20 protein-coding genes and 2 tRNA genes are annotated in these 17,902 nt (G+C 67.1%); 15 read left to right on the top strand and 7 right to left on the bottom strand.

From position 1 onward, the window contains the following. Positions 1–19 precede the first annotated feature (19 nt). The gene (locus G6N19_RS16690; RefSeq protein WP_013829622.1) at positions 20–520 is read left to right on the top strand and encodes a pyridoxamine 5'-phosphate oxidase family protein; all 501 of its coding nucleotides are present in this window, start codon (positions 20–22) and stop codon (positions 518–520) included. Positions 521–578: 58 nt separating this feature from the next. On the opposite strand, the gene G6N19_RS16685 is transcribed toward G6N19_RS16690, so the two are convergent. The 4 genes from G6N19_RS16685 to G6N19_RS16670 all read right to left on the bottom strand — a co-directional run bounded on the left by G6N19_RS16685 (position 579) and on the right by G6N19_RS16670 (position 3,187). Continuing rightward, positions 579–651 (bottom strand) — tRNA-Glu (locus G6N19_RS16685). Positions 652–724: 73 nt separating this feature from the next. After that, positions 725–796 (bottom strand) — tRNA-Gln (locus tag G6N19_RS16680). Positions 797–914: 118 nt separating this feature from the next. Beyond that, on the bottom strand, positions 915–2,393 hold the full coding sequence (gltX, locus tag G6N19_RS16675; protein ID WP_049792896.1) for a glutamate--tRNA ligase: 1,479 nt from the start codon (positions 2,391–2,393) through the stop codon (positions 915–917). Next, positions 2,390–3,187: a fumarylacetoacetate hydrolase family protein gene (locus G6N19_RS16670; RefSeq protein ID WP_013829624.1), complete on the bottom strand. Its 798-nt coding sequence runs from the start codon at positions 3,185–3,187 to the stop codon at positions 2,390–2,392. The genes gltX and G6N19_RS16670 overlap by 4 nt, the downstream gene beginning before the upstream one ends. A gap of 128 nt (positions 3,188–3,315) precedes the next feature. Between G6N19_RS16670 and G6N19_RS16665 the strand changes: the two genes are divergently transcribed. From G6N19_RS16665 to G6N19_RS16640, 6 genes are all read left to right on the top strand, one after another. After that, positions 3,316–4,578, top strand: coding sequence for an MFS transporter (locus tag G6N19_RS16665; RefSeq protein ID WP_013829625.1), 1,263 nt, complete (start codon positions 3,316–3,318; stop codon positions 4,576–4,578). A 64-nt stretch (positions 4,579–4,642) separates the two neighbouring features. After that, positions 4,643–5,149, top strand: a complete 507-nt coding sequence (gene ectA, locus G6N19_RS16660; RefSeq protein WP_013829626.1) for a diaminobutyrate acetyltransferase — start codon at positions 4,643–4,645, stop codon at positions 5,147–5,149. A 192-nt stretch (positions 5,150–5,341) separates the two neighbouring features. Further along, entirely contained in the window at positions 5,342–6,613 is a 1,272-nt protein-coding gene (gene ectB / locus G6N19_RS16655; RefSeq protein ID WP_041318294.1) for a diaminobutyrate--2-oxoglutarate transaminase, read from the top strand. Next, positions 6,610–7,017 (top strand): ectoine synthase, encoded by a 408-nt coding sequence (locus G6N19_RS16650; RefSeq protein ID WP_013829628.1) that lies wholly within the window; start codon positions 6,610–6,612, stop codon positions 7,015–7,017. The genes ectB and G6N19_RS16650 overlap by 4 nt, the downstream gene beginning before the upstream one ends. Then, on the top strand, positions 7,014–7,916 hold the full coding sequence (thpD, locus tag G6N19_RS16645; protein WP_013829629.1) for an ectoine hydroxylase: 903 nt from the start codon (positions 7,014–7,016) through the stop codon (positions 7,914–7,916). The genes G6N19_RS16650 and thpD overlap by 4 nt, the downstream gene beginning before the upstream one ends. A 27-nt stretch (positions 7,917–7,943) precedes the next feature. Continuing rightward, on the top strand, positions 7,944–8,435 hold the full coding sequence (locus G6N19_RS16640; protein WP_013829630.1) for a DUF3830 family protein: 492 nt from the start codon (positions 7,944–7,946) through the stop codon (positions 8,433–8,435). A 65-nt stretch (positions 8,436–8,500) separates the two neighbouring features. Here G6N19_RS16640 and G6N19_RS16635 read toward each other — a convergent pair whose 3' ends face one another. Together G6N19_RS16635 and G6N19_RS16630 are read right to left on the bottom strand one after the other, a co-directional pair. Beyond that, positions 8,501–9,874: an amidase gene (locus tag G6N19_RS16635; RefSeq protein ID WP_013829631.1), complete on the bottom strand. Its 1,374-nt coding sequence runs from the start codon at positions 9,872–9,874 to the stop codon at positions 8,501–8,503. A 13-nt stretch (positions 9,875–9,887) separates the two neighbouring features. Continuing rightward, complete coding sequence (locus tag G6N19_RS16630; protein WP_041318297.1) at positions 9,888–10,853, bottom strand: D-2-hydroxyacid dehydrogenase; 966 nt, start codon at positions 10,851–10,853, stop codon at positions 9,888–9,890. 81 nt (positions 10,854–10,934) lie between these two features. Between G6N19_RS16630 and G6N19_RS16625 the strand changes: the two genes are divergently transcribed. The 3 genes from G6N19_RS16625 to G6N19_RS16615 are packed head-to-tail and all read left to right on the top strand — an operon-like array spanning position 10,935 to position 13,089. After that, on the top strand, positions 10,935–11,693 hold the full coding sequence (locus G6N19_RS16625; RefSeq protein ID WP_013829633.1) for a maleate cis-trans isomerase family protein: 759 nt from the start codon (positions 10,935–10,937) through the stop codon (positions 11,691–11,693). After that, positions 11,690–12,409, top strand: coding sequence for a maleate cis-trans isomerase family protein (locus G6N19_RS16620; RefSeq protein ID WP_013829634.1), 720 nt, complete (start codon positions 11,690–11,692; stop codon positions 12,407–12,409). Before G6N19_RS16625 ends, G6N19_RS16620 begins: the two co-directional genes overlap by 4 nt. Next, complete coding sequence (locus G6N19_RS16615) at positions 12,406–13,089, top strand: GntR family transcriptional regulator (protein WP_013829635.1); 684 nt, start codon at positions 12,406–12,408, stop codon at positions 13,087–13,089. The genes G6N19_RS16620 and G6N19_RS16615 overlap by 4 nt, the downstream gene beginning before the upstream one ends. A 7-nt stretch (positions 13,090–13,096) precedes the next feature. On the opposite strand, the gene G6N19_RS16610 is transcribed toward G6N19_RS16615, so the two are convergent. Next, positions 13,097–13,909, bottom strand: coding sequence for an IclR family transcriptional regulator (locus G6N19_RS16610; protein WP_041318300.1), 813 nt, complete (start codon positions 13,907–13,909; stop codon positions 13,097–13,099). A 123-nt stretch (positions 13,910–14,032) separates the two neighbouring features. On the opposite strand from G6N19_RS16610, the gene G6N19_RS16605 reads away from it, so the two are divergent. From G6N19_RS16605 to G6N19_RS16585, 5 genes are read left to right on the top strand one after another with little or no spacing between them, the layout of a single operon-like run. Next, on the top strand, positions 14,033–15,472 hold the full coding sequence (locus tag G6N19_RS16605) for an aromatic ring-hydroxylating dioxygenase subunit alpha (protein ID WP_041318303.1): 1,440 nt from the start codon (positions 14,033–14,035) through the stop codon (positions 15,470–15,472). Next, positions 15,469–16,095 (top strand): 3-phenylpropionate/cinnamic acid dioxygenase subunit beta, encoded by a 627-nt coding sequence (locus G6N19_RS16600; RefSeq protein WP_013829638.1) that lies wholly within the window; start codon positions 15,469–15,471, stop codon positions 16,093–16,095. The genes G6N19_RS16605 and G6N19_RS16600 overlap by 4 nt, the downstream gene beginning before the upstream one ends. Then, on the top strand, positions 16,092–16,352 hold the full coding sequence (locus tag G6N19_RS16595; protein ID WP_013829639.1) for a hypothetical protein: 261 nt from the start codon (positions 16,092–16,094) through the stop codon (positions 16,350–16,352). The genes G6N19_RS16600 and G6N19_RS16595 overlap by 4 nt, the downstream gene beginning before the upstream one ends. After that, positions 16,349–17,164, top strand: coding sequence for a 3-(cis-5,6-dihydroxycyclohexa-1,3-dien-1-yl)propanoate dehydrogenase (gene hcaB, locus G6N19_RS16590; RefSeq protein WP_041318306.1), 816 nt, complete (start codon positions 16,349–16,351; stop codon positions 17,162–17,164). Before G6N19_RS16595 ends, hcaB begins: the two co-directional genes overlap by 4 nt. After that, positions 17,161–17,889: a class II aldolase/adducin family protein gene (locus G6N19_RS16585; RefSeq protein ID WP_049792897.1), complete on the top strand. Its 729-nt coding sequence runs from the start codon at positions 17,161–17,163 to the stop codon at positions 17,887–17,889. Before hcaB ends, G6N19_RS16585 begins: the two co-directional genes overlap by 4 nt. Positions 17,890–17,902: the final 13 nt, after the last annotated feature.

Raw genomic sequence — 17,902 nt, 5'->3', positions numbered from 1 at the left:
CACCTGCCAGACTGCTGACATGGGAACCAAGCAACGCGCACAGATCGTCATGACCGATGCCGAGGTCGCCGACTTCGTGACCAGCCACCGCACCGGAACGCTGGCCACCATCGGCCCCGACGGGCAACCGCACCTGACGGCGATGTGGTACGCGGTGCTCGACGGCGAGATCTGGCTGGAGACCAAGGCCAAGTCGCAGAAGGCGGTCAACCTGCGGCGTGATCCGCGCGTCAGCTTCCTGCTCGAGGCCGGCCAGACCTACGACACGCTGCGCGGGGTGTCCTTCGAGGGTGTCGCGGAGATCGTCGACGACCCCGACACACTCTTCCGAGTGGGTGTCAGCGTCTGGGAGCGCTACACCGGCCCCTACACCGACGAGATGAAGCCGGGCGTCGACGCCATGATGAACAACCGGGTGGCTGTGCGCATCGTCACACGCCGCACCCGTTCCTGGGACCACCGCAAGCTGGGCCTGCCGGCGATGCCGCTGGCCGGGTCGACCGCACCGACGGGTGACTGAGTCCCCACCGAAAGCACGACGGCCCGCGTCTTGGGAAAGACGCGGGCCTTGTGACGAGTACCCCCGATGGGATTCGAACCCACGCTACCGCCGTGAGAGGGCGGCGTCCTAGGCCGCTAGACGACGGGGGCTAGAACTAGTCCGGGTTGTCAGCATAGCCCAACCCACACGGCCCGCCTAATCGCTTGGGGCGGACCGGTTTTGCTGGGGTACCAGGACTCGAACCTAGAATGGCTGAACCAGAATCAGCTGTGTTGCCAATTACACCATACCCCAATGGCCACCGAGGGCCTGGCCATAACCGCTGGTCAGCGTGCCGGTTGGGCACGACCGGCCAGCTGCTGTGGGCCGACGTGCAGACTACCAAACTTCTACCGCGAAGTACTCATCGCGCTCACTCGATGCCGTCCCGGACGGCCCGCAACCGCGCCAGGGTGCGAGCCGAACCCAGCAGCTCCAGTGACTCGAACAGCGGCGGGCTGACCAACCCGCCGGTGACAGCGACCCGCACCGGGCCGAACGCCTTGCGCGGTTTGAGCTCCAGCCCGTCGAGCAGCGCGGCCTTCAGTGCGGCCTCGATCCCTGCGGTGGTCCAGTCCCCCACGCCCGCCAAGGCGGCGATGGTGGCGTCCAGGACGGGCGCCGCGCCGGCGCCCAACTCCTTGGCCGCCGCACGCGGGTCGAGCGCGTATTCGTCATCGTTGAAGAACTTGAGCAGTCCCCAAGCGTCGCCCAGCACGACCACCCGGGTCTGCACCAGCGCCGCGGCCGCCGCGAATCCCGCGTCGTCAAGTCCGGTGCGGTAACCGTGGGTGTCGAAATAGCCGCGCAGTCGCGTGGTGAAGTCGTCGACGTCCAGGAGTCGGATGTGCTCGGCGTTGAGCGCGTCGGCCTTCTTCTGGTCGAACCGGGCCGGGTTGGAGTTGACGTCGACCACGTCGAATGCGGCGACCATCTCGTCGAGACCGAACACGTCGCGGTCATCGGCGATCGACCAGCCCAGCAGCGCCAGGTAGTTCAGCAGGCCCTCCGGGATGAAACCCCGGTCGCGGTGCGCGAACAGGTTCGACTGCGGGTCGCGCTTGGACAGCTTCTTGGTGCCCTCACCCAGAACGGTTGGAAGATGCGCGAATTCCGGAATCCCGTCGGCCACCCCGATGCGGATCAACGCCTGATACAGCGCTATCTGGCGTGGCGTGGAGGGCAGTAGGTCCTCGCCCCGCAGCACATGGGTGATCTTCATCATCGCGTCGTCGACCGGGTTGACCAACGTGTACAGCGGGTCACCGTTGGCGCGGGTGAGTGCGAAGTCGGGGACGGTGCCCGCCGGAAAGCTCGTCGGCCCGCGCACCAGGTCCTGCCAGCCGAGTTCGCCATCGGGCATGCGCAACCGCAGGACGGGCTTGCGGCCATCGGCGAGGTAGCCGGCACGCTGATCGTCGGTCAGGTCGCGGTCGAAGTTGTCATAGCCCAGCTTGGGGTTTCGGCCAGCGGCCAGGTGGCGGGCCTCGACCTCCTGCGGTGTGGAGAAGGCCTCGTAGGCCTCGCCGGCCGCCAACAGTCGCGCCACCACGTCGCGGTAGATGTCGGCGCGTTGCGACTGACGGTACGGGCCGTACGGTCCGCCCACTTCGGGCCCCTCGTCCCAGTCCAGCCGAAGCCAGCGCAGCGCCTCGAGCAGCGCCTGATAACTCTCCTCGCTGTCGCGCTCGGCATCGGTGTCCTCCACCCGGAACACCAACGTGCCGCCCGTGTGTCGGGCATAGGCCCAGTTGAACAGTGCGGTGCGGATCAGCCCGACGTGCGGCGTCCCGGTCGGTGACGGGCAGAACCGGACCCGCACAGCCGAGTCAGCCTGGAAACCTTGAGTCACGACATTCCTTTGCGAATAACCGGGTTGGTGAGAGTGCCGATGCCCTCGACGGAAACCGACACGGTGTCACCGTGTTCGATCGGGCCGACACCGTCGGGGGTTCCGGTGAGGATGAGGTCACCGGGCAACAGGGTCATCACCGCAGAGATCCACTCCACGATCACGCCGATGTCGTGGAGCATCAGCGACGTCCGGCCGTCCTGTTTGACCTGGCCGTTGACCTCGGTGCGGATCGCCAGGTCGGCGGGGTCGAGGTCGGTGACGATCCAGGGCCCGACCGGGCAGAACGTGTCGTGCCCCTTGGCGCGGGTCCACTGACCGTCGGATTTCTGCTGGTCACGGGCTGACACGTCGTTGCCGATGGTGTAACCCAGGATGTTGTCCTTGGCCCGGGCGGCCGAAACGTCCTTGCAGGGCCGTGAGATCACCACCGCCAACTCGCCTTCGTAGTGAACCGGGGAAGCGTTGGCGGGCAGCTGAATCGGAACGTTCGGCCCGATGATCGCGGTATTGGGCTTGAGGAACATCGTCGGGTTGGCCGGTGGCGCACCACCCATCTCGGCGATGTGGGCGGCGTAGTTCTTCCCGATGCAGACCACCTTGCTGGCCAGAATCGGGGCCAGCAGCCGCACGTCGGCCAGTGGCCAGGATCGACCGGTGAACTCCGGTGTGCCGAAGGGATGCTCGGCGATCTCGCGAGCTGTCATCGCGGTCATGTCATCGGGCCGGTCCGGATCGCCCTCCAGGCTGACGAAGGCGACGCCGTCCGGGCTGGCAATTCGGCCTAGGCGCATTTGAGCAAGCCTAATGGCGATCGCAAGCGCGGCGGAGCCGGGCGCTGGGGACACCATCAGACGGCACAGTGGTCGTTGCCTGGCGGATGCGGACCTGTACAGCGTAAACCTGTGGAACCATTATCCGGGTGACCACGGAGTCGATGAGCAGCGCCGCGCGCTGGTCAGTGGTCATCGTGGCGTTGGTGGCGACGCTGTGCTCGTTCGTGTTCATCAACGGGATCGCCTTCGTCATCCCAATGCTGGAGACCAAGCGGGAGACCAACCTGGCGATGGCGGGTCTGCTGGCGTCGATGCCCAGTTTCGGCATGGTGCTGACACTGTTCGCATGGGGCGCGCTGTTGGACCGCATCGGCGAGCGGATCGTGCTGACCGTCGGCTCCGCGCTGACGGCGCTGGCCACCTTCGGGGCGGCCTCGATGAGCTCCCTGGTCGGGGTGGGCGCCTTCCTTTTCCTGGGCGGCATGGCCGCCGCCAGCGCCAACACCGCCAGTGGCCGGCTGGTGACCGGCTGGTTCCCGCCGCACCAGCGCGGCCTGGTGATGGGAATCCGGCAGACAGCACAGCCGCTGGGAATCGCGTTGGGAGCCGAGGTGATTCCCGAACTGGCCGAGCACGGCCTGGCCCGGGCGCTGATGTTCCCGGCGACGCTGTGCGCGGTGGCGGCGGTGGCCTGCGCCGTCGGGGTGGTCGACCCGCCCCGCCGACCGCGGTCGGCGGCGACCGGGACGGAGCTGGCCAACCCCTACGCCGGCTCGAAGGTGCTGTGGCGCATCCACTTGTCGTCGGCGCTGCTGATGGTTCACCAGTCGGTGTTGGCCACCTTCATGCTGGTGTGGCTGATCGTCGATACCGACTGGTCGATCGCCGCCGCCGGCAGCCTGGTCACCGTGTCGCAGTTGCTCGGTGCTGCCGGCCGCGTGCTGGCCGGCCGGTGGTCGGATCGGGTGCAGTCACGGCTACGACCCATCCGCAGCCTCGCCGTCGCCGGCGCGGTGGCGATGATGGTGCTCGGCGTGACCGACCATCTCCACTCTCCGCTGGCCGAGGCGGCGATGGTCGTTGCGGCGGTCATCAGCGTGCTGGACAACGGCTTGTCGTCCACCGCCGTCGCCGAGATCGCCGGACCGTACTGGAGCGGGCGTGCACTGGGTACGCAGAACACCACCCAGCGACTCACCGCCGGGATCGCTCCCCCGGTCTTCGGCGCGCTGATCGGCGCCGCCGGCTATCCGCTGGCGTTCGCGCTGTCCGGGCTGTTCCCGCTGGCCGCCGTGCGGTTGGTGCCGGTCAGCGCCGAGCCGGAGGGCCGCTCGGTGCTCCAGGCGCTGCGCACGCTGCGGGTGCCGCCGCAGCCGTTGCCGCCGGTACAACCCCCTCCCGACGGCTGACCCCTGCCGCAACCGGGCGGATCCGCGGCCGACGCCGAGATCGGCTGCCGGTAGCGTCGGCGAGATGACCGAACCGGCTCACATCGCGCTCCGCACACCGACGGTGGCCGACGGCCCGGCCCTGTGGAAAATGGCCCTCGACAGCGTCACGCTCGACGTCAACGCCCCTTACGCCTATCTGTTGTGGTGCCGCGATTTCGCGGCCAGCTCGGTGATCGCCGAGGTCAGCGGCGCTCCGGCCGGTTTCATCACCGGCTACCGCCGCCCGGATCAGCCGCAGACCCTGATGGTCTGGCAGGTCGCGGTCAACGACGCTCATCGCGGGATGGGTCTGGCCGGCCGGATGCTCGACCATCTGGCGACCGCCTTGGTCGCCGACGGCGGCACGCATCTTGAGACGTCAATCACACCGGACAATGAGGCCAGTCGACGGCTATTCGGGGCATTCGCCCGGCGGTGGGCCGCCGATCTGGAGTGCTCCGAGCTGTTCGAGGCCAGCTTGTTTCCCGAATCCCATCTAGCCGAAGAACTGTTTCGAATCGGACCACTACGGGTAAACATTGGCCGTTGAGGACAGCATGGCAAGGTTGAGATCACAAAACGGTCTCGGTAAGGTCACGTCCGCGCAAACGTGAGCCCCGGCAGACCTAGCCGGGGGCATCCGAGCGGGGTGGTGGGTCGAGCCGAGATCACCCACGGCACGAGTTTTGAAATCGACCTGTCGTTCCGTTCCGTTGTATGTGACCGACGGACGGAGGAAATCATGACTATTTTTGAAACCCTTGAATCCGAGGTGCGGAGCTATTGCCGATCCTGGCCGGTGACATTTGACCGGGCCCTCGGCTCCCGCATGTGGGATGTCGACGGCAACGAATACGTCGACTTCTTCGCCGGCGCCGGCGCGCTGAACTACGGACACAACCATCCAGACCTGAAGGCACCGCTGGTGGAGTACCTGAGTGCGGATCGGGTGGTGCACAGCCTGGACATGAACACCGTCGCCAAGGCGGCGTTCCTGGAACGGTTCGAAGAGGTGATCCTCAAGCCGCGCGGGCTGGACTACAAGGTCCAGTTCCCCGGCCCCACCGGTACCAACGCGGTCGAGTCGGCGCTGAAGCTGGCCCGCAAGGTCACCGGCAAGGAAAGCATCATCAGCTTCACCAATGCCTTCCATGGCATGACACTGGGCTCGCTGAGCGTCACCGGCAACTCGATGAAGCGCGGCGGCGCCGGGATCCCACTGGTGCACGCCACCCCGATGCCCTACGACAACTACCTCGACGGCGTCACCCCGGACTTCATCTGGTTCGAGCGCCTGTTGCAGGACAGCGGCAGCGGCCTCAATGAACCGGCCGCGGTCATCGTCGAGACGGTGCAGGGCGAAGGCGGGATCAATGTGGCCCGGCTGGAATGGCTGCACGGGCTGGCCGAACTGTGCAAGCGGCACGGGTTGCTGCTGATCGTCGACGACGTGCAGATGGGCTGCGGACGCACCGGGCCGTTCTTCAGCTTCGAGGCGGCCGGCATCGTGCCGGACATCGTCTGCATGTCCAAGTCGATCAGCGGTTACGGGCTGCCGATGGCGCTGACGCTGTTCAAGCCCGAACTGGATGTGTGGGAGCCCGGCGAACACAATGGCACGTTCCGCGGCCAGAACCCGTCCTTCGTCACCGCCACCGCGGCGCTGAACTTCTGGACCGACAATCTGCTGGAAAAGCAGGTGCTCCGCAAGGGTGAGCAGATCGATCAGGCGCTGCACGAGGTGATAGAGCCCTTCGACGGGATCGAGACCCGCGGCCGCGGCCTGATCCGCGGTGTGGCCTTCGAGCGACCCGAGTTGGCCGGCGCCGTGCAGAAGGAGGCGTTCGCCCGCGGCCTGCTGCTGGAGACCTCGGGACCGGAGGGCGAGGTGGTGAAGCTGATGCCACCGCTGGTCATCGATGACGAGGACCTGGCCGAAGGCCTGACACTCGCGGCCCAATCCATCGAGGCCGTCGCCGCTAAAGAACTCACAACCTCAGGAGCCAAGGCATGATCGTTCGTACCCTCGCCGAGATCAAGGGCACCGACCGCGATGTCCAGGCCAAGACCTGGAACAGCCAGCGACTGCTGCTGGCCCGTGACGGCCAGCGCTTCTCGCTGCACGAGACGATCCTGTACGCCGGCACCGAAACCGCGATGTGGTACGCCAACCATGTCGAGGCGGTGTATTGCGTCGGCGGCGAGGGTGAGCTGGTCAATGAAGAAACAGGCGAGACCTTTCCGCTTGCCGACGGCACCCTCTACCTGCTCGACGGGCATGAGCACCACCGTGTTTCGGCCCACACCGACCTGCGCATGGTGTGCGTGTTCGACCCGCCGGTCACCGGGCGGGAGGTGCACGACGAGACCGGCGCCTACCCCCTGCTCACCGAGGAACCTCAAGAGGCGGCGCCGTGACCCCTCCCATCACCAAGGCCGTCACCGATCACTACCCCACCCGCAACAACGTCACGCTCGGCATCGAGCCGCGACGCGACCCGGTGGTGTGGGCGCCCGCGGGCAGCGGCGGCCCACTGACGCCCGATAGGGTGGCGGCGTTCGATGCCGACGGGTTCTTGGCCGTTGACGCGCTGGTGGACGCCGATGTCGTCGCGGACCTGCGTAACGAGCTGGATAACCTGCGCGCCGACCCGGTGCTGGCCGCCGACGAGCGCTCGATCTGCGAGCGGGACAGCGGCCAGATCCGGTCGATCTTCGAGGTGCACCGGATCAGCCCGGCGTTCGCCGCGCTGATCGCCGACCCGCGGCTGGTCGGCCCGGTCCGTCAACTGCTCGGCTCGGAGGTGTATGTGCATCAGAGCCGAGTCAACTTCAAGCCGGGTTTCAACGGCCGGGAGTTCTACTGGCACTCCGACTTTGAGACCTGGCACGCCGAGGACGGGATGCCCACGCCGCGCGCGATCAGCGTCTCGGTGGCGCTCACCGAAAACCTGGACAGCAACGGCTCATTGATGATCATGCCCGGATCGCACCGCTGGTTCGTGTCGTGCCCGGACGAGACGCCGCCTGATCACTACCGCTCGTCGCTGAAGCAGCAGGAGATCGGCACCCCCGACGACGACAGCCTGACCTGGATGGCCGACCAGCACGGTATCCGTCAGATCACCGGCCCGGCCGGGTCAGCGGTGTTCTTCGACAGCAACTGCATGCACGGGTCGAGCAGCAACATCACCCCCTATCCGCGCTCGAACGTCTTCATCGTCTACAACAGCGTGGAAAACGCCCTGGTGGAGCCGTTCGGCGCTGCCGCGCCGCGGCCGACGTTCGTCGCCAGCCGAACCTTCGATCCGGTCTAGGCACTCGGCCGGCGGAAGAGGTTGACCGTGGCACGTTTTCTGTCCATCACGTTGACCAGCCGCGGCGTGTCTTGCCGAGCGCGACTGCTCGAGGACGCGGCTCCCCGGACCTGCGCCGTGGTATGGAATGCGTTGCCGGTGGCCGGCCAGGCCTACCACGGCAAGTACGCACGCAATGAGGTCTACACGCTGTTGCCGCCGATGGGTGCGCCGGGCCGGGAGAACACCACCGTGACGCCGATCCCCGGCGACGTCTGCTTCTTCAGCTTCGAGCCGGGCGATATCGGCAATCCCGCCTACGGCTACGACGAAGGCGCGCAAGGGAATTCACCGGTCGGCGCGACCGATCTGGCGATCTTCTACGGCCGCAACAATTTGTTGCTCAACGGCGACGTCGGCTGGGTTCCCGGCAATGTGTTCGCCACGATCGAAGACGGCCTGGCCGAGATGGCGGCCGCCTGCAATGACCTGTGGATGGCCGGCGCGGTCGGCGAACAGTTGGCCTTCTCCCGCGCCTAAGTGCCGAGCAGACGCGAAAGCCCCCCATCCAGGCGTATTTTGGGGGCGTTGGTGTCTGCTCGCCGTCAGAGACCCAGCACCCGCTCGGCGAACAAGCCGGCCGCCAGCACCAGATCGTCACTGTGCCGCGGTCCGATGATCTGCATGCCGATCGGCAGACCCTCCGACGTCGTGCCGATCGGGATGCTCAGCGCCGGCTGTTGAGTCATGTTGAACGGGTAGGTGAACGGCGTCCACTGGGCCCACCAACGCATGCCGGAGTCGGCCGGTACGTCGTGGCCGGCGGCGAACGCCGGGATCGGTGTAGTCGGGGTTATCAGCAGGTTGTGGCGCTCGTGGAAGCGCCCCATGACCAGACCCAGGTCGACACTGACCTGACGTGCGGCCAGGTAGTCGACCGCCGAGGCCGCCTGGCCGCGTTCCCACATCTCGGCCAGGCCCGGGTCGACGAGCCCACGGTCCGCCTCGTGACCACGCAGGCTGCCCGCGACCCCCGTGGCCCACAGCACTTCGAACGCGTCGATCGGATCGGCGAAGCCGGGGTCGGCCTCGGTGACGTTGAGACCGGCGTCGGCCAGTGCCCGGACCGCAGCGCCGACCGCGGCTTCGATCTGCGGATCGACGTCGGCATAGCCCAGGTTCGGCGAGTAGGCGACTCCCAGGCCGACCACGTCGCGCCGGACTTCGCCGCGGTAGGTGGTCAGTGTCGGCGCCAACGATGTCGGGTCGCGGTGATCGGGCAGCGCAATGATGTCCAGCAGCATGGCGGCGTCCTCGACGGTCCGGGTGATCGGGCCGGCATGTGCCAGTGGCCCGAACGGGCTGATCGGGTACATCGGTACCCGCCCGTGGGTGGGCTTGAAGCCGACGACGCCGCAGAAGGCGGCCGGGATGCGGATGCTCCCCCCACCGTCGGTGCCGATCGCCAACGGCGCCATCCCGGCGCCGACCGCGGCGGCGCTGCCACCCGACGAACCACCCGCGGTGCGGGTGATGTCGACAGGGTTGCGGGTGATACCGGTCCGCGGGCTGTCGGTGACGCCCTTCCACGCCAGTTCCGGGGTGGTCGTCTTGCCCAACAGCACCATGCCGTCGTCGCGCATCTTGCCGACCGCCGGGCTGTCGTCGGGCCATGGGCCGGCGGCGTCGGAGAGCAGCGATCCCCGCAGCGTGGGCCAACCGGCGGTGCGGAACACGTCTTTGACGGCGACCGGGACCCCGTCGAGCAGGCCCTTGGTGTAGTTGCCGCTCCAACGGGCTTCGGACTTACGCGCCGCGGACAGCGCGGCCTCCTCGTCGACGAGGCAGAACGCGTTGACCTCGCCGTCGCGTTCGTTGATCACCGAGAGGGCGGCCGCGGTTGCTTCAACCGGCGAAAGTTCGCCGGAGGTGTAGGCGGCCACCAGCTGCAAGGCCGTCAGTTCGGTGGGATGAGTCATGTGACACGCCTCCTCAACCTGTGCCGCTCGGCGCGTATCCGTGTCCCTTGTCGACGACGTTATGGAGCGGTTGACCGGCCACGTACCGTTGAAAGTTGGTGATGAACTGCTGCTGCAACATATTTCGCCAGCCTTTGACATCGCCGCTGTTGTGCGGCGTCAGGCGGACGTTGGGCGCACTCCACAGCGGATGGTTCGGCGGCAGCGGCTCGGGGTCGACGACGTCGAGGGCGGCACCCGCGATCGCGCCGTCCCGCAACGCCGTCACCAGCGCGTCGGTGTCCACCAATTCGCCGCGTCCGACGTTGATCAGTCGCGCGGTGGGGCGCATCGACGCCAGCACGGCGGCATCGACCATGCCCCGGGTCTCGGGCGTCAGCGGCGCGGCGAGCACGACATAGTCCGCGTCGGCGACCGCGTCGACCACATCGGTGGTGATGACGCCGAAGTCGGGGTCGTCGCGTGCTGAGCGCCCGACGCCGCGCACCGACATGCCGACCGCGTGCAGCAACCGCGCCACGGCCCGCCCGACCGGGCCCGGGCCGACGATGGTGACCGACGAGCCGGCGATCGGCTCGGTGTCGAAGTGCTGCCAGCGCTTTGCAGCCTGCGCGTCCCAGGACCGCCGGAAATCCTTGGCGAAGGCCAGGATCTGCCCCAGCACGTACTCGGCGATCGGTTCCTCGAAGATGCCGCGGGAATTGGTGACGACGACGTCACTGTCGATAAGCCCGTCGAACAGCACCGCATCGACCCCGATGGCGGCCACCTGAACCCAGCGCAGCGCGTCGGCGTCGGACCACACCGTCGCCAGGGCCGGAGAGGAGAAGTCGTACACGAACAGCACATCGGTCCCGGCGATCGCCTCACCCAGCCGCGACGACGGAACCATCCGCAGTTCCGCGGCTGCGCTGATCGAATCGAGTTGGGCGGGAACCGACTCACCGTGCTGGACGGTCACCACCGGACGCGCGTCCACATTGACACGGTAAAAACCGATCGTATGATTGTCAACAATCCAGGGGCGGCCTGGGGTTGCGACGTCAGTACGGGGACACGCATGGATCTGTCCCAATTGCCGGACTTCGACGGGCCGGTCGATCAGCGCGGTGTCGGCATCATCGCGCCCTTCGACCTGGCGATCGAGCGCGAACTGTGGCGCTGGATACCCGCCGAAGTGACGCTGCACCTTGCGCGCACGCACTACGAACCCGTCCCGGTGAGCCGGGCGATGGCCGAACTGGTCTCCGATACCCACCATCTGCAGGCCGCCACCCGTGACGTGCTGCACGTCGAGCCGGAGGTGGTCGCCTACCTGTGCGCGTCGGGCAGCTTCATCCACGGTGTCGAGTACGAGAAAACACTGGTCGCCGCGATCGAAGCGGCAGGCGCCAAAGCCGCGGTCACGACGTCCGGGGCGCTGGCCGAGGCCATCGTCGCGCTGGACATCTCCCGGATCTGCGTGCTGACCCCCTACGACGAGGAGCTGACCGACCTACTGCGGGTGTTTCTGAACCAACTGGGTGTGACGGTGCTGCACTCGGATTACCTCGGCCTGGGCGGCGGCATCTGGAAGGTCAACTACCGGACCGTGGCCGAGCGGATCCTCGCGGCCAACCGCCCGGAAGCCCAAGCGATCTTCGTCAGCTGCACCAACCTGCGCACCTACGACATCATCGCCCCGCTGGAGCAGATGCTCGGCAAACCGATCCTGACGGCCAACCAGCTGACGATGTGGGCGTGCCTGGGCCGGATGAATCTGCCGATGATGGGGCCGGGCCAGTGGCTCCGCGATGTCTTCACCGGAGCCCCGCAGTGAGCAGCGCCGGCCGCGTCGGCTTCATCTATCCCGACCATGCCGCCGAGTCCGACTACCCGCGCGCCGCCCGGCTGCTGGGCGTGGACCTGCCCGTCGTCCACATCTACGGCACCGACCTGCACGCCGTACCGGAGCTGCTGGATCTCGGCAGCCCGGCCAGGCTCGCTGAGGGGGCCGCACTGCTGGCCCCGCAGCGACCGGCCGCTGTGGTGTGGGCCTGCACGTCGGGCAGCTTCGTATTCGGTCCCGAAGGTGCTGCCGAACAGGTCGACCGGCTGGCCGCCGAAGCCGGTGTGCCCGCGTCGAGCACGTCGTTCGCGTTCGTGCACGCCCTGGCTGCGCTGGGCTGCCGCCGCGTTGCGGTCGCCGCCAGCTATCCGCGCGACATCGCCGCGCTGTTTGCGGATTTCGTTGCAGCCCACGGCGTCTCAGTCGAGGCGATGGGAGATGCCGGCATCCCCACGGCTGCGCAGGTCGGCCGCCTGACCCGCAGTCAGGTCCGGGACCTGGCGCTGGGCAACGATTCGCCCGGGGCGGAGGCATTGTTGATCCCCGACACCGCCATGCACACCGTGGACCAGGTCGACGAGCTCGAGCGACTGCTGGGCAAGCCGGTGCTGACCGCCAATGCCGTGACAGTCTGGGAAGGCCTGCGCATCGCCGGGATAACCCGGCGCACAGCCGGACTCGGCATATTGTTCGAGGACAACCGATGACGCTCTCGCACGAGGCCGGGTTCGAGCCGTTGAGCAGGCCGTCGACGCCCGAGCTGATCGCCGAGCGGCTCCGGGAGGCGATCACCCGCGGCCGGCTGACGCCCGGACAGCAGCTCGGTGAAGCCAGTCTCGCCGCGCAGTTCGAGGTGTCTCGCGGCCCACTGCGCGAGGCCATGCAGCGGCTGGTGGCCGAAGGCCTGCTGCGCAGCGAGCGCAACCGGGGCATCTTCGTTGTGGAACTCAGCGACGACGACGTCCGCGACGTGTATCAAGCACGCAAGGCAATCGAGCGTGCCGCCGTGATCGAGGTGCTGGGCGGCGACCCGGCGGCGGCCGCCGCCCGGTTGCGCGGCCCGGTCGAGGCGCTGCGCGCCGCGGCCGCCGCGGGCGACGGCTCCGCGGTGGCCGACGCCGACCAGGCGTTCCATGAGGTCCTGGTCGACTGCGCGGGCAGTCCCCGCTTGCACCGGGCCATGCGGACCCTGCTCTCGGAGACCCGGATCCTGCTCGGCGAGCTCGAAGAGGCCTATCCCGATCTGCGCGAGCAGGTCACCGAACATGTCGTACTGCGCAAGGCGATCGCGGCCGGTGACGAGGCAGCCGCGGTCCGGCTGATCGACGAGCACATGGACGATGCGGTCCGCCGGTTGCTGGCGCGCAGAGCGCAGTTGGCGTTGTAGCCGCCGGTTATCCGATCCGGTCGCCGATCTCTTTGGCGGCCTCGACCAGCAGAGCTGCCACCGCCCGGTGCCGCGACGGGCTCAGGCGGTGGACCGGCGCGGCGGCATTGAGCGCCAGCAGCACACCGGACGCCCGCGTTGGAATGGGAACCGCGACGGAGGCGACACCGTCCTCGCTCCCCTCCCGGTTCACCGCGTACCCCTGTTGTCGTATCCGGCTGAGCTCCCGTTGCAGTTCGGTTCTGGTGCCGACCGAATGCGCCGTGACACGCTCAAGTTCCTCGTCCGGGTAGAGGCGGGCGACCTCAGCCTCGGACAGGCGTGCCAGCAGCGCCTTTCCGGTCGAGGTGCAGTGCGCGGGCATCGTGCGTCCGAGCCGTGATGCGACCCGAACCGCCGTCGGCCCCTCGGCGGCTGCGATGAACCGGACGTGGGCGCCCTCGATCATCCCGATATGAACCGATTCCCTGAGGTGCTCGCTGAGCCGGCGCAGCACCGGGGTCGCCGCGTCTTCGATGTCGAGGCGGTTGAACACCGACGAGGCCACGCTCATCAACGCGGGTCCGGGGTAGTACGCCTTGGACACCGGGTCCTGGCGAACGAAGCCGCGGTATTGCAGCATCGCCAACAGCCGATGGGCCGTCGATGACGCGACGGCCAGATGTTCGGCCGCATCCGTCAAACGGAGCCGCGGTTGTTCTCCCAGCAACAGGATGAGCTTCAGCGCCCTGTCCACCGATCCGATCGGATACTGCGGCACCCCGTGGTTCGGAACCGCGGGGCCGACGGCCGCGGACCGGGCAGGCCGTTGTCTCTGCATAGCAGAGAGATTACCTGGCCAATTGACCTTCAAAACACATTCCTGGCAGAGTTTTCATTATGTACCAGGAGCTTTCTCTGCTCAGCAGACATCCTGGCGGGCTCAGAGACTGGAGTCGCACCAATGAGTGATCACCGGCAAGTCCTCGACGAGGTCCGACGGGGGATGGTCCCCGCGCACATCTACAACGACGCCGAGATCTTCGAACTCGAACGCGAGCGACTCTTCCGCCGGGCCTGGATGTTCGTGGCGCACGAGTCGGAGATCCCGCAAGACGGCGACTACGTCGTACGGCGACTACTCAACGACTCGTTCATCATCGCCCGCGACTCGAAGGGCGACGTGCGGGCCATGTTCAACATGTGCCTGCATCGCGGCATGCAAGTGTGCCGCGCGGAGATGGGCAATGCCTCGAATTTCCGGTGCCCGTACCACGGCTGGTCGTACCGCAACGACGGGCGACTCACCGGCCTGCCCTTTCACCAGGAGGCCTACGGCGGCGAGGCAGGCTTCCAGAAACGGGGCCAGACGCTGTTGCCGGCACCGAACCTGGCCAGCTACAACGGCATGATCTTCATCAGTCTCGACGCGCAAGCCCCGCCACTGGAGGAGTTTCTCGGCGACTTCAGGTTCTACCTCGACTTCTACACCAGGCAAAGCCGAAGCGGTTTGGAGGTGCGCGGCCCGCAGCGGTGGCGCATCAAGGCGAACTGGAAGATCGGCGTCGAGAACTTCGCCGGCGACATGTATCACACGCCCCATACCCACGCCTCGGTCGTCGACATCGGCTTGTTCCGCGAACCCAAGGCGCAGAAACGCAAAGACGGCGCCACGTATTGGGCCAGCTGTGGCGGTGGCACGACGTACAAGCTGCCGCCGGGCACCTTCGAGGAACGGATGCGCTACGTCGGCTACCCCGACGACATGGTGGGGCGAATCAAACAAGTGTGGTCCCAGGACCATCAGCGCGTCGTCGGCGACGACGGCTTCATGATCTCGGCGGCATCGTGCTTTCCCAACCTGAGCCTGGTGCACAATTGGCCGAAGATCCAAGACAGCGACGATGTGTTGCCGTTCATATCGATTCGCACCTGGCAGCCGATCAGCGAGAACGAAACCGAGGTGTATTCGTGGTTCGCGGTCGACGCAGCGGCGCCCGAGCAGTTCAAAAAGGACTCCTACAAGGCCTACCTGATGTGCTTCGGTTCCAGCGGCATGTTCGAACAGGACGACGTGGAGAACTGGGTCTCGCTGACCAATACCGCTGCCGGAGCCATGGCCCGCCAACTACTGCTCAACGGCCGGATGGGGCTGCTCGCCGACGGAACACCGGTGGTGAATGCGTTGCCGCCGGAACAGTTCCATGGACCGGGTGTCGCCCAAGTCGGCTACAACGAGAACAACCAGCGCGCCATCCTGCAAATGTGGGCAGATCACCTGCAGCTGCCTCCGGTGCCGCTGGAGCCGGCGGCTATCGGCGGACAGCCCGATGGGATCACCCCGCTGGTGCAGACCAACGGCACGTCGGCATGCCGGACCGCCTACCAGGAGGCCCCGGCATGACGTCGACCGAACGAGACGAGCGCGCCGGGTTCCCCCGGCCGGGCGACGCCGCGCGACCGTGGGAGCTCGCCGTGCTAGGCGGTCATGCGCCCCGGCAGGTCCGCACCGGCAAGCCGTTGCCGTTCAACGACATCCGGCATCTGCAAGCGCATCAGTTCCTGGTCGATGAGGCCTATCTGCTGGATGCACAGCGCTACGGCGAATGGCTCGACACCCTCACCGAGGACATCCACTACTTCGCACCGGTCCGGGTGACCACGGCCTCGGGCGCCGGATTCGACACCTCGCCCGGCATGGCCCACTTCGACGAGAACAAGTACTCGCTGAACCGGCGCGTCGCGCGCTTTGCGACCGAACACGCCTGGACCGAGGATCCGCCGTCACGGCTGCGCCATCACATCACCAACGTGCGCACCTTCGCCTGCGACGATGACGCGCATCTGATCGTGGAGTCGGCCGAGTTGCTCTTCCGCAGCCGTGGTGATGTGAACGAGGCCGCGCTGATCTCCTGCGGTCGAGAGGATCTGCTGCGTCTCACCGGTCAGGGGTGGAAGCTGGCGCGCCGCACGATCTATCTCGACGAGTCGGTCCTTCGCATGCAGAATCTGGCGGTGTTCCTGTGAGTGAACTCGAAGATCTCATCGACTGCTCGGTGGGCGAAACCATCACCATCGCCAATGAATTCACCGAGGTGACCTTGCGCCGAGTCGACACCCGCAACGGTTCGCGGCTGCTCGTCGCCTCACCGAAGTCGGGGCAGTGGATCAGTCTCGACGCCTTGGAGATCGAAGCACTGACGTGGCAGAACGAATACACCCTGGCGGCGATGGTCGGAAAGATGCACGAACCGCTGCTGTGCGACGAAGCCGAACTGCCGTGACACGATGGCTCGAGGGCAAACGGGCACTGGTCGTCGGCGCTGGGTCCGGTATCGGTCGAGCGGTCGTGGACGCATATCTCGAAGAGGGAGCGCAGGTCGCCGTCCTGGAGCGCGATACCGCCAAATGCGCTGCCCTGCAGGAGCAGTTGCCGGGGCTGCCGGTGACACAGGGAGATGCGACAACGGCCGAGGCCAACGCGCGTGCCGTCGCCGCCGCCGTCGCGTCCTTCGGCGGGCTGGACACGTTGGTCAACTGCGTCGGGATCTTCGACTTCTACCAGGGAATCACCGAGATATCGACCGATGAGCTTGCGCCGGCCTTCGACGAGATGTTCACGACCAACGTGTTGAGCCATCTGCAGTCGGTGAAGGCGGCCCTTCCGGCGCTGCGAGCCCAGGAGCGGTCCTCGATCGTTCTCACCGAGTCCACGTCCTCGTTCTATCCGGGCCGCGGCGGCGTGCTCTACGTCGCCTCGAAGTTCGCGGTCCGCGGCCTGGTCACCACGCTCGCCCACGAACTCGCCCCGCACATCCGCGTCAACGGCGTTGCACCGGGCGGAACGCTGCACACCGACCTGCGCGGCCTGCGCAACCTGTCGCTGGACCACATCCGGCTGGATGACACCCCCGACCGTGCCCGCGATCTGGCAGCACGCACCCCACTCAATGTCGCCCTCACACCGCAGGATCACTCCTGGAGCTTTGTGTTCCTGGCATCGGACCGCTCCCGCGGCATCACCGCAGGAAGCATCCACCCCGACGGCGGGTTCGGGATGGGTAAAGCCGCAGCGCCCACCGGGGACAACGCGTGACAGCAGCCGACCTGACGGTGCTACGGGCCGAGATCGCACAAGCGTGCCGAGTGGCTGCATCACGCGGCCTCGTCGACGGCATTCTCGGACACATCAGTGCCCGAATCGACGAAGATCACCTGCTCATCCGGTGTCGCAGCCACTCCGACGACGGTGTGGCATTCACCCGGCCCGACGACATCCGCCTCATCCGCTTCGACGGAACACCCGGGGCCACAGGCGAACTGGACGGCTACCGGGTACCCAACGAGTTGCCGATCCACGTCGAGACGCTGCTGGCACATCCCGAGCACCGCGCGGTGGCCCACCTGCATCCGCCGGCCGTCGTGGCGGCTGATCTAGCCGGTATCACAATCGAACCGATCTACGGCGCCTTCGATATCCCGGGCGCATGGCTGGCCCGTGACGGTGTTCCGGTCTACCCGAGGGCCGTGCTGATCCGCAGCGCGGAACTGGGCAAGGAGATGGTCGCCGCCATGCGGGGAAAGCCGGTGGTGATCTGTCGTGGCCACGGCATCACCAGTGCCGCCGCCACGGTCCCCCAGGCCGTCCTGCAAGCGATCAGCCTCGACCAGTTGGCGGCCATGTCGCTGCGCATCCGCGCCGCGGGCGGCACGTTGACACCGATCGACGAGTCGGATTGGGCAGACCTGCCCGATTTGGGCCCGTCGTTCACCGCAGACGCGGCCTGGCGCCATGAGATCGCCCGAGTGGAAACCGGCTGAACCGATGGCGCCT

The sequence above is a fragment of the Mycobacterium novum genome (assembly GCF_010726505.1).
Taxonomy (GTDB): Bacteria; Actinomycetota; Actinomycetes; order Mycobacteriales; family Mycobacteriaceae; genus Mycobacterium; species Mycobacterium algericum.
Note: the sequence above shows the minus strand (reverse complement) of the source record. Positions and strands in the feature narration are given on the sequence as shown.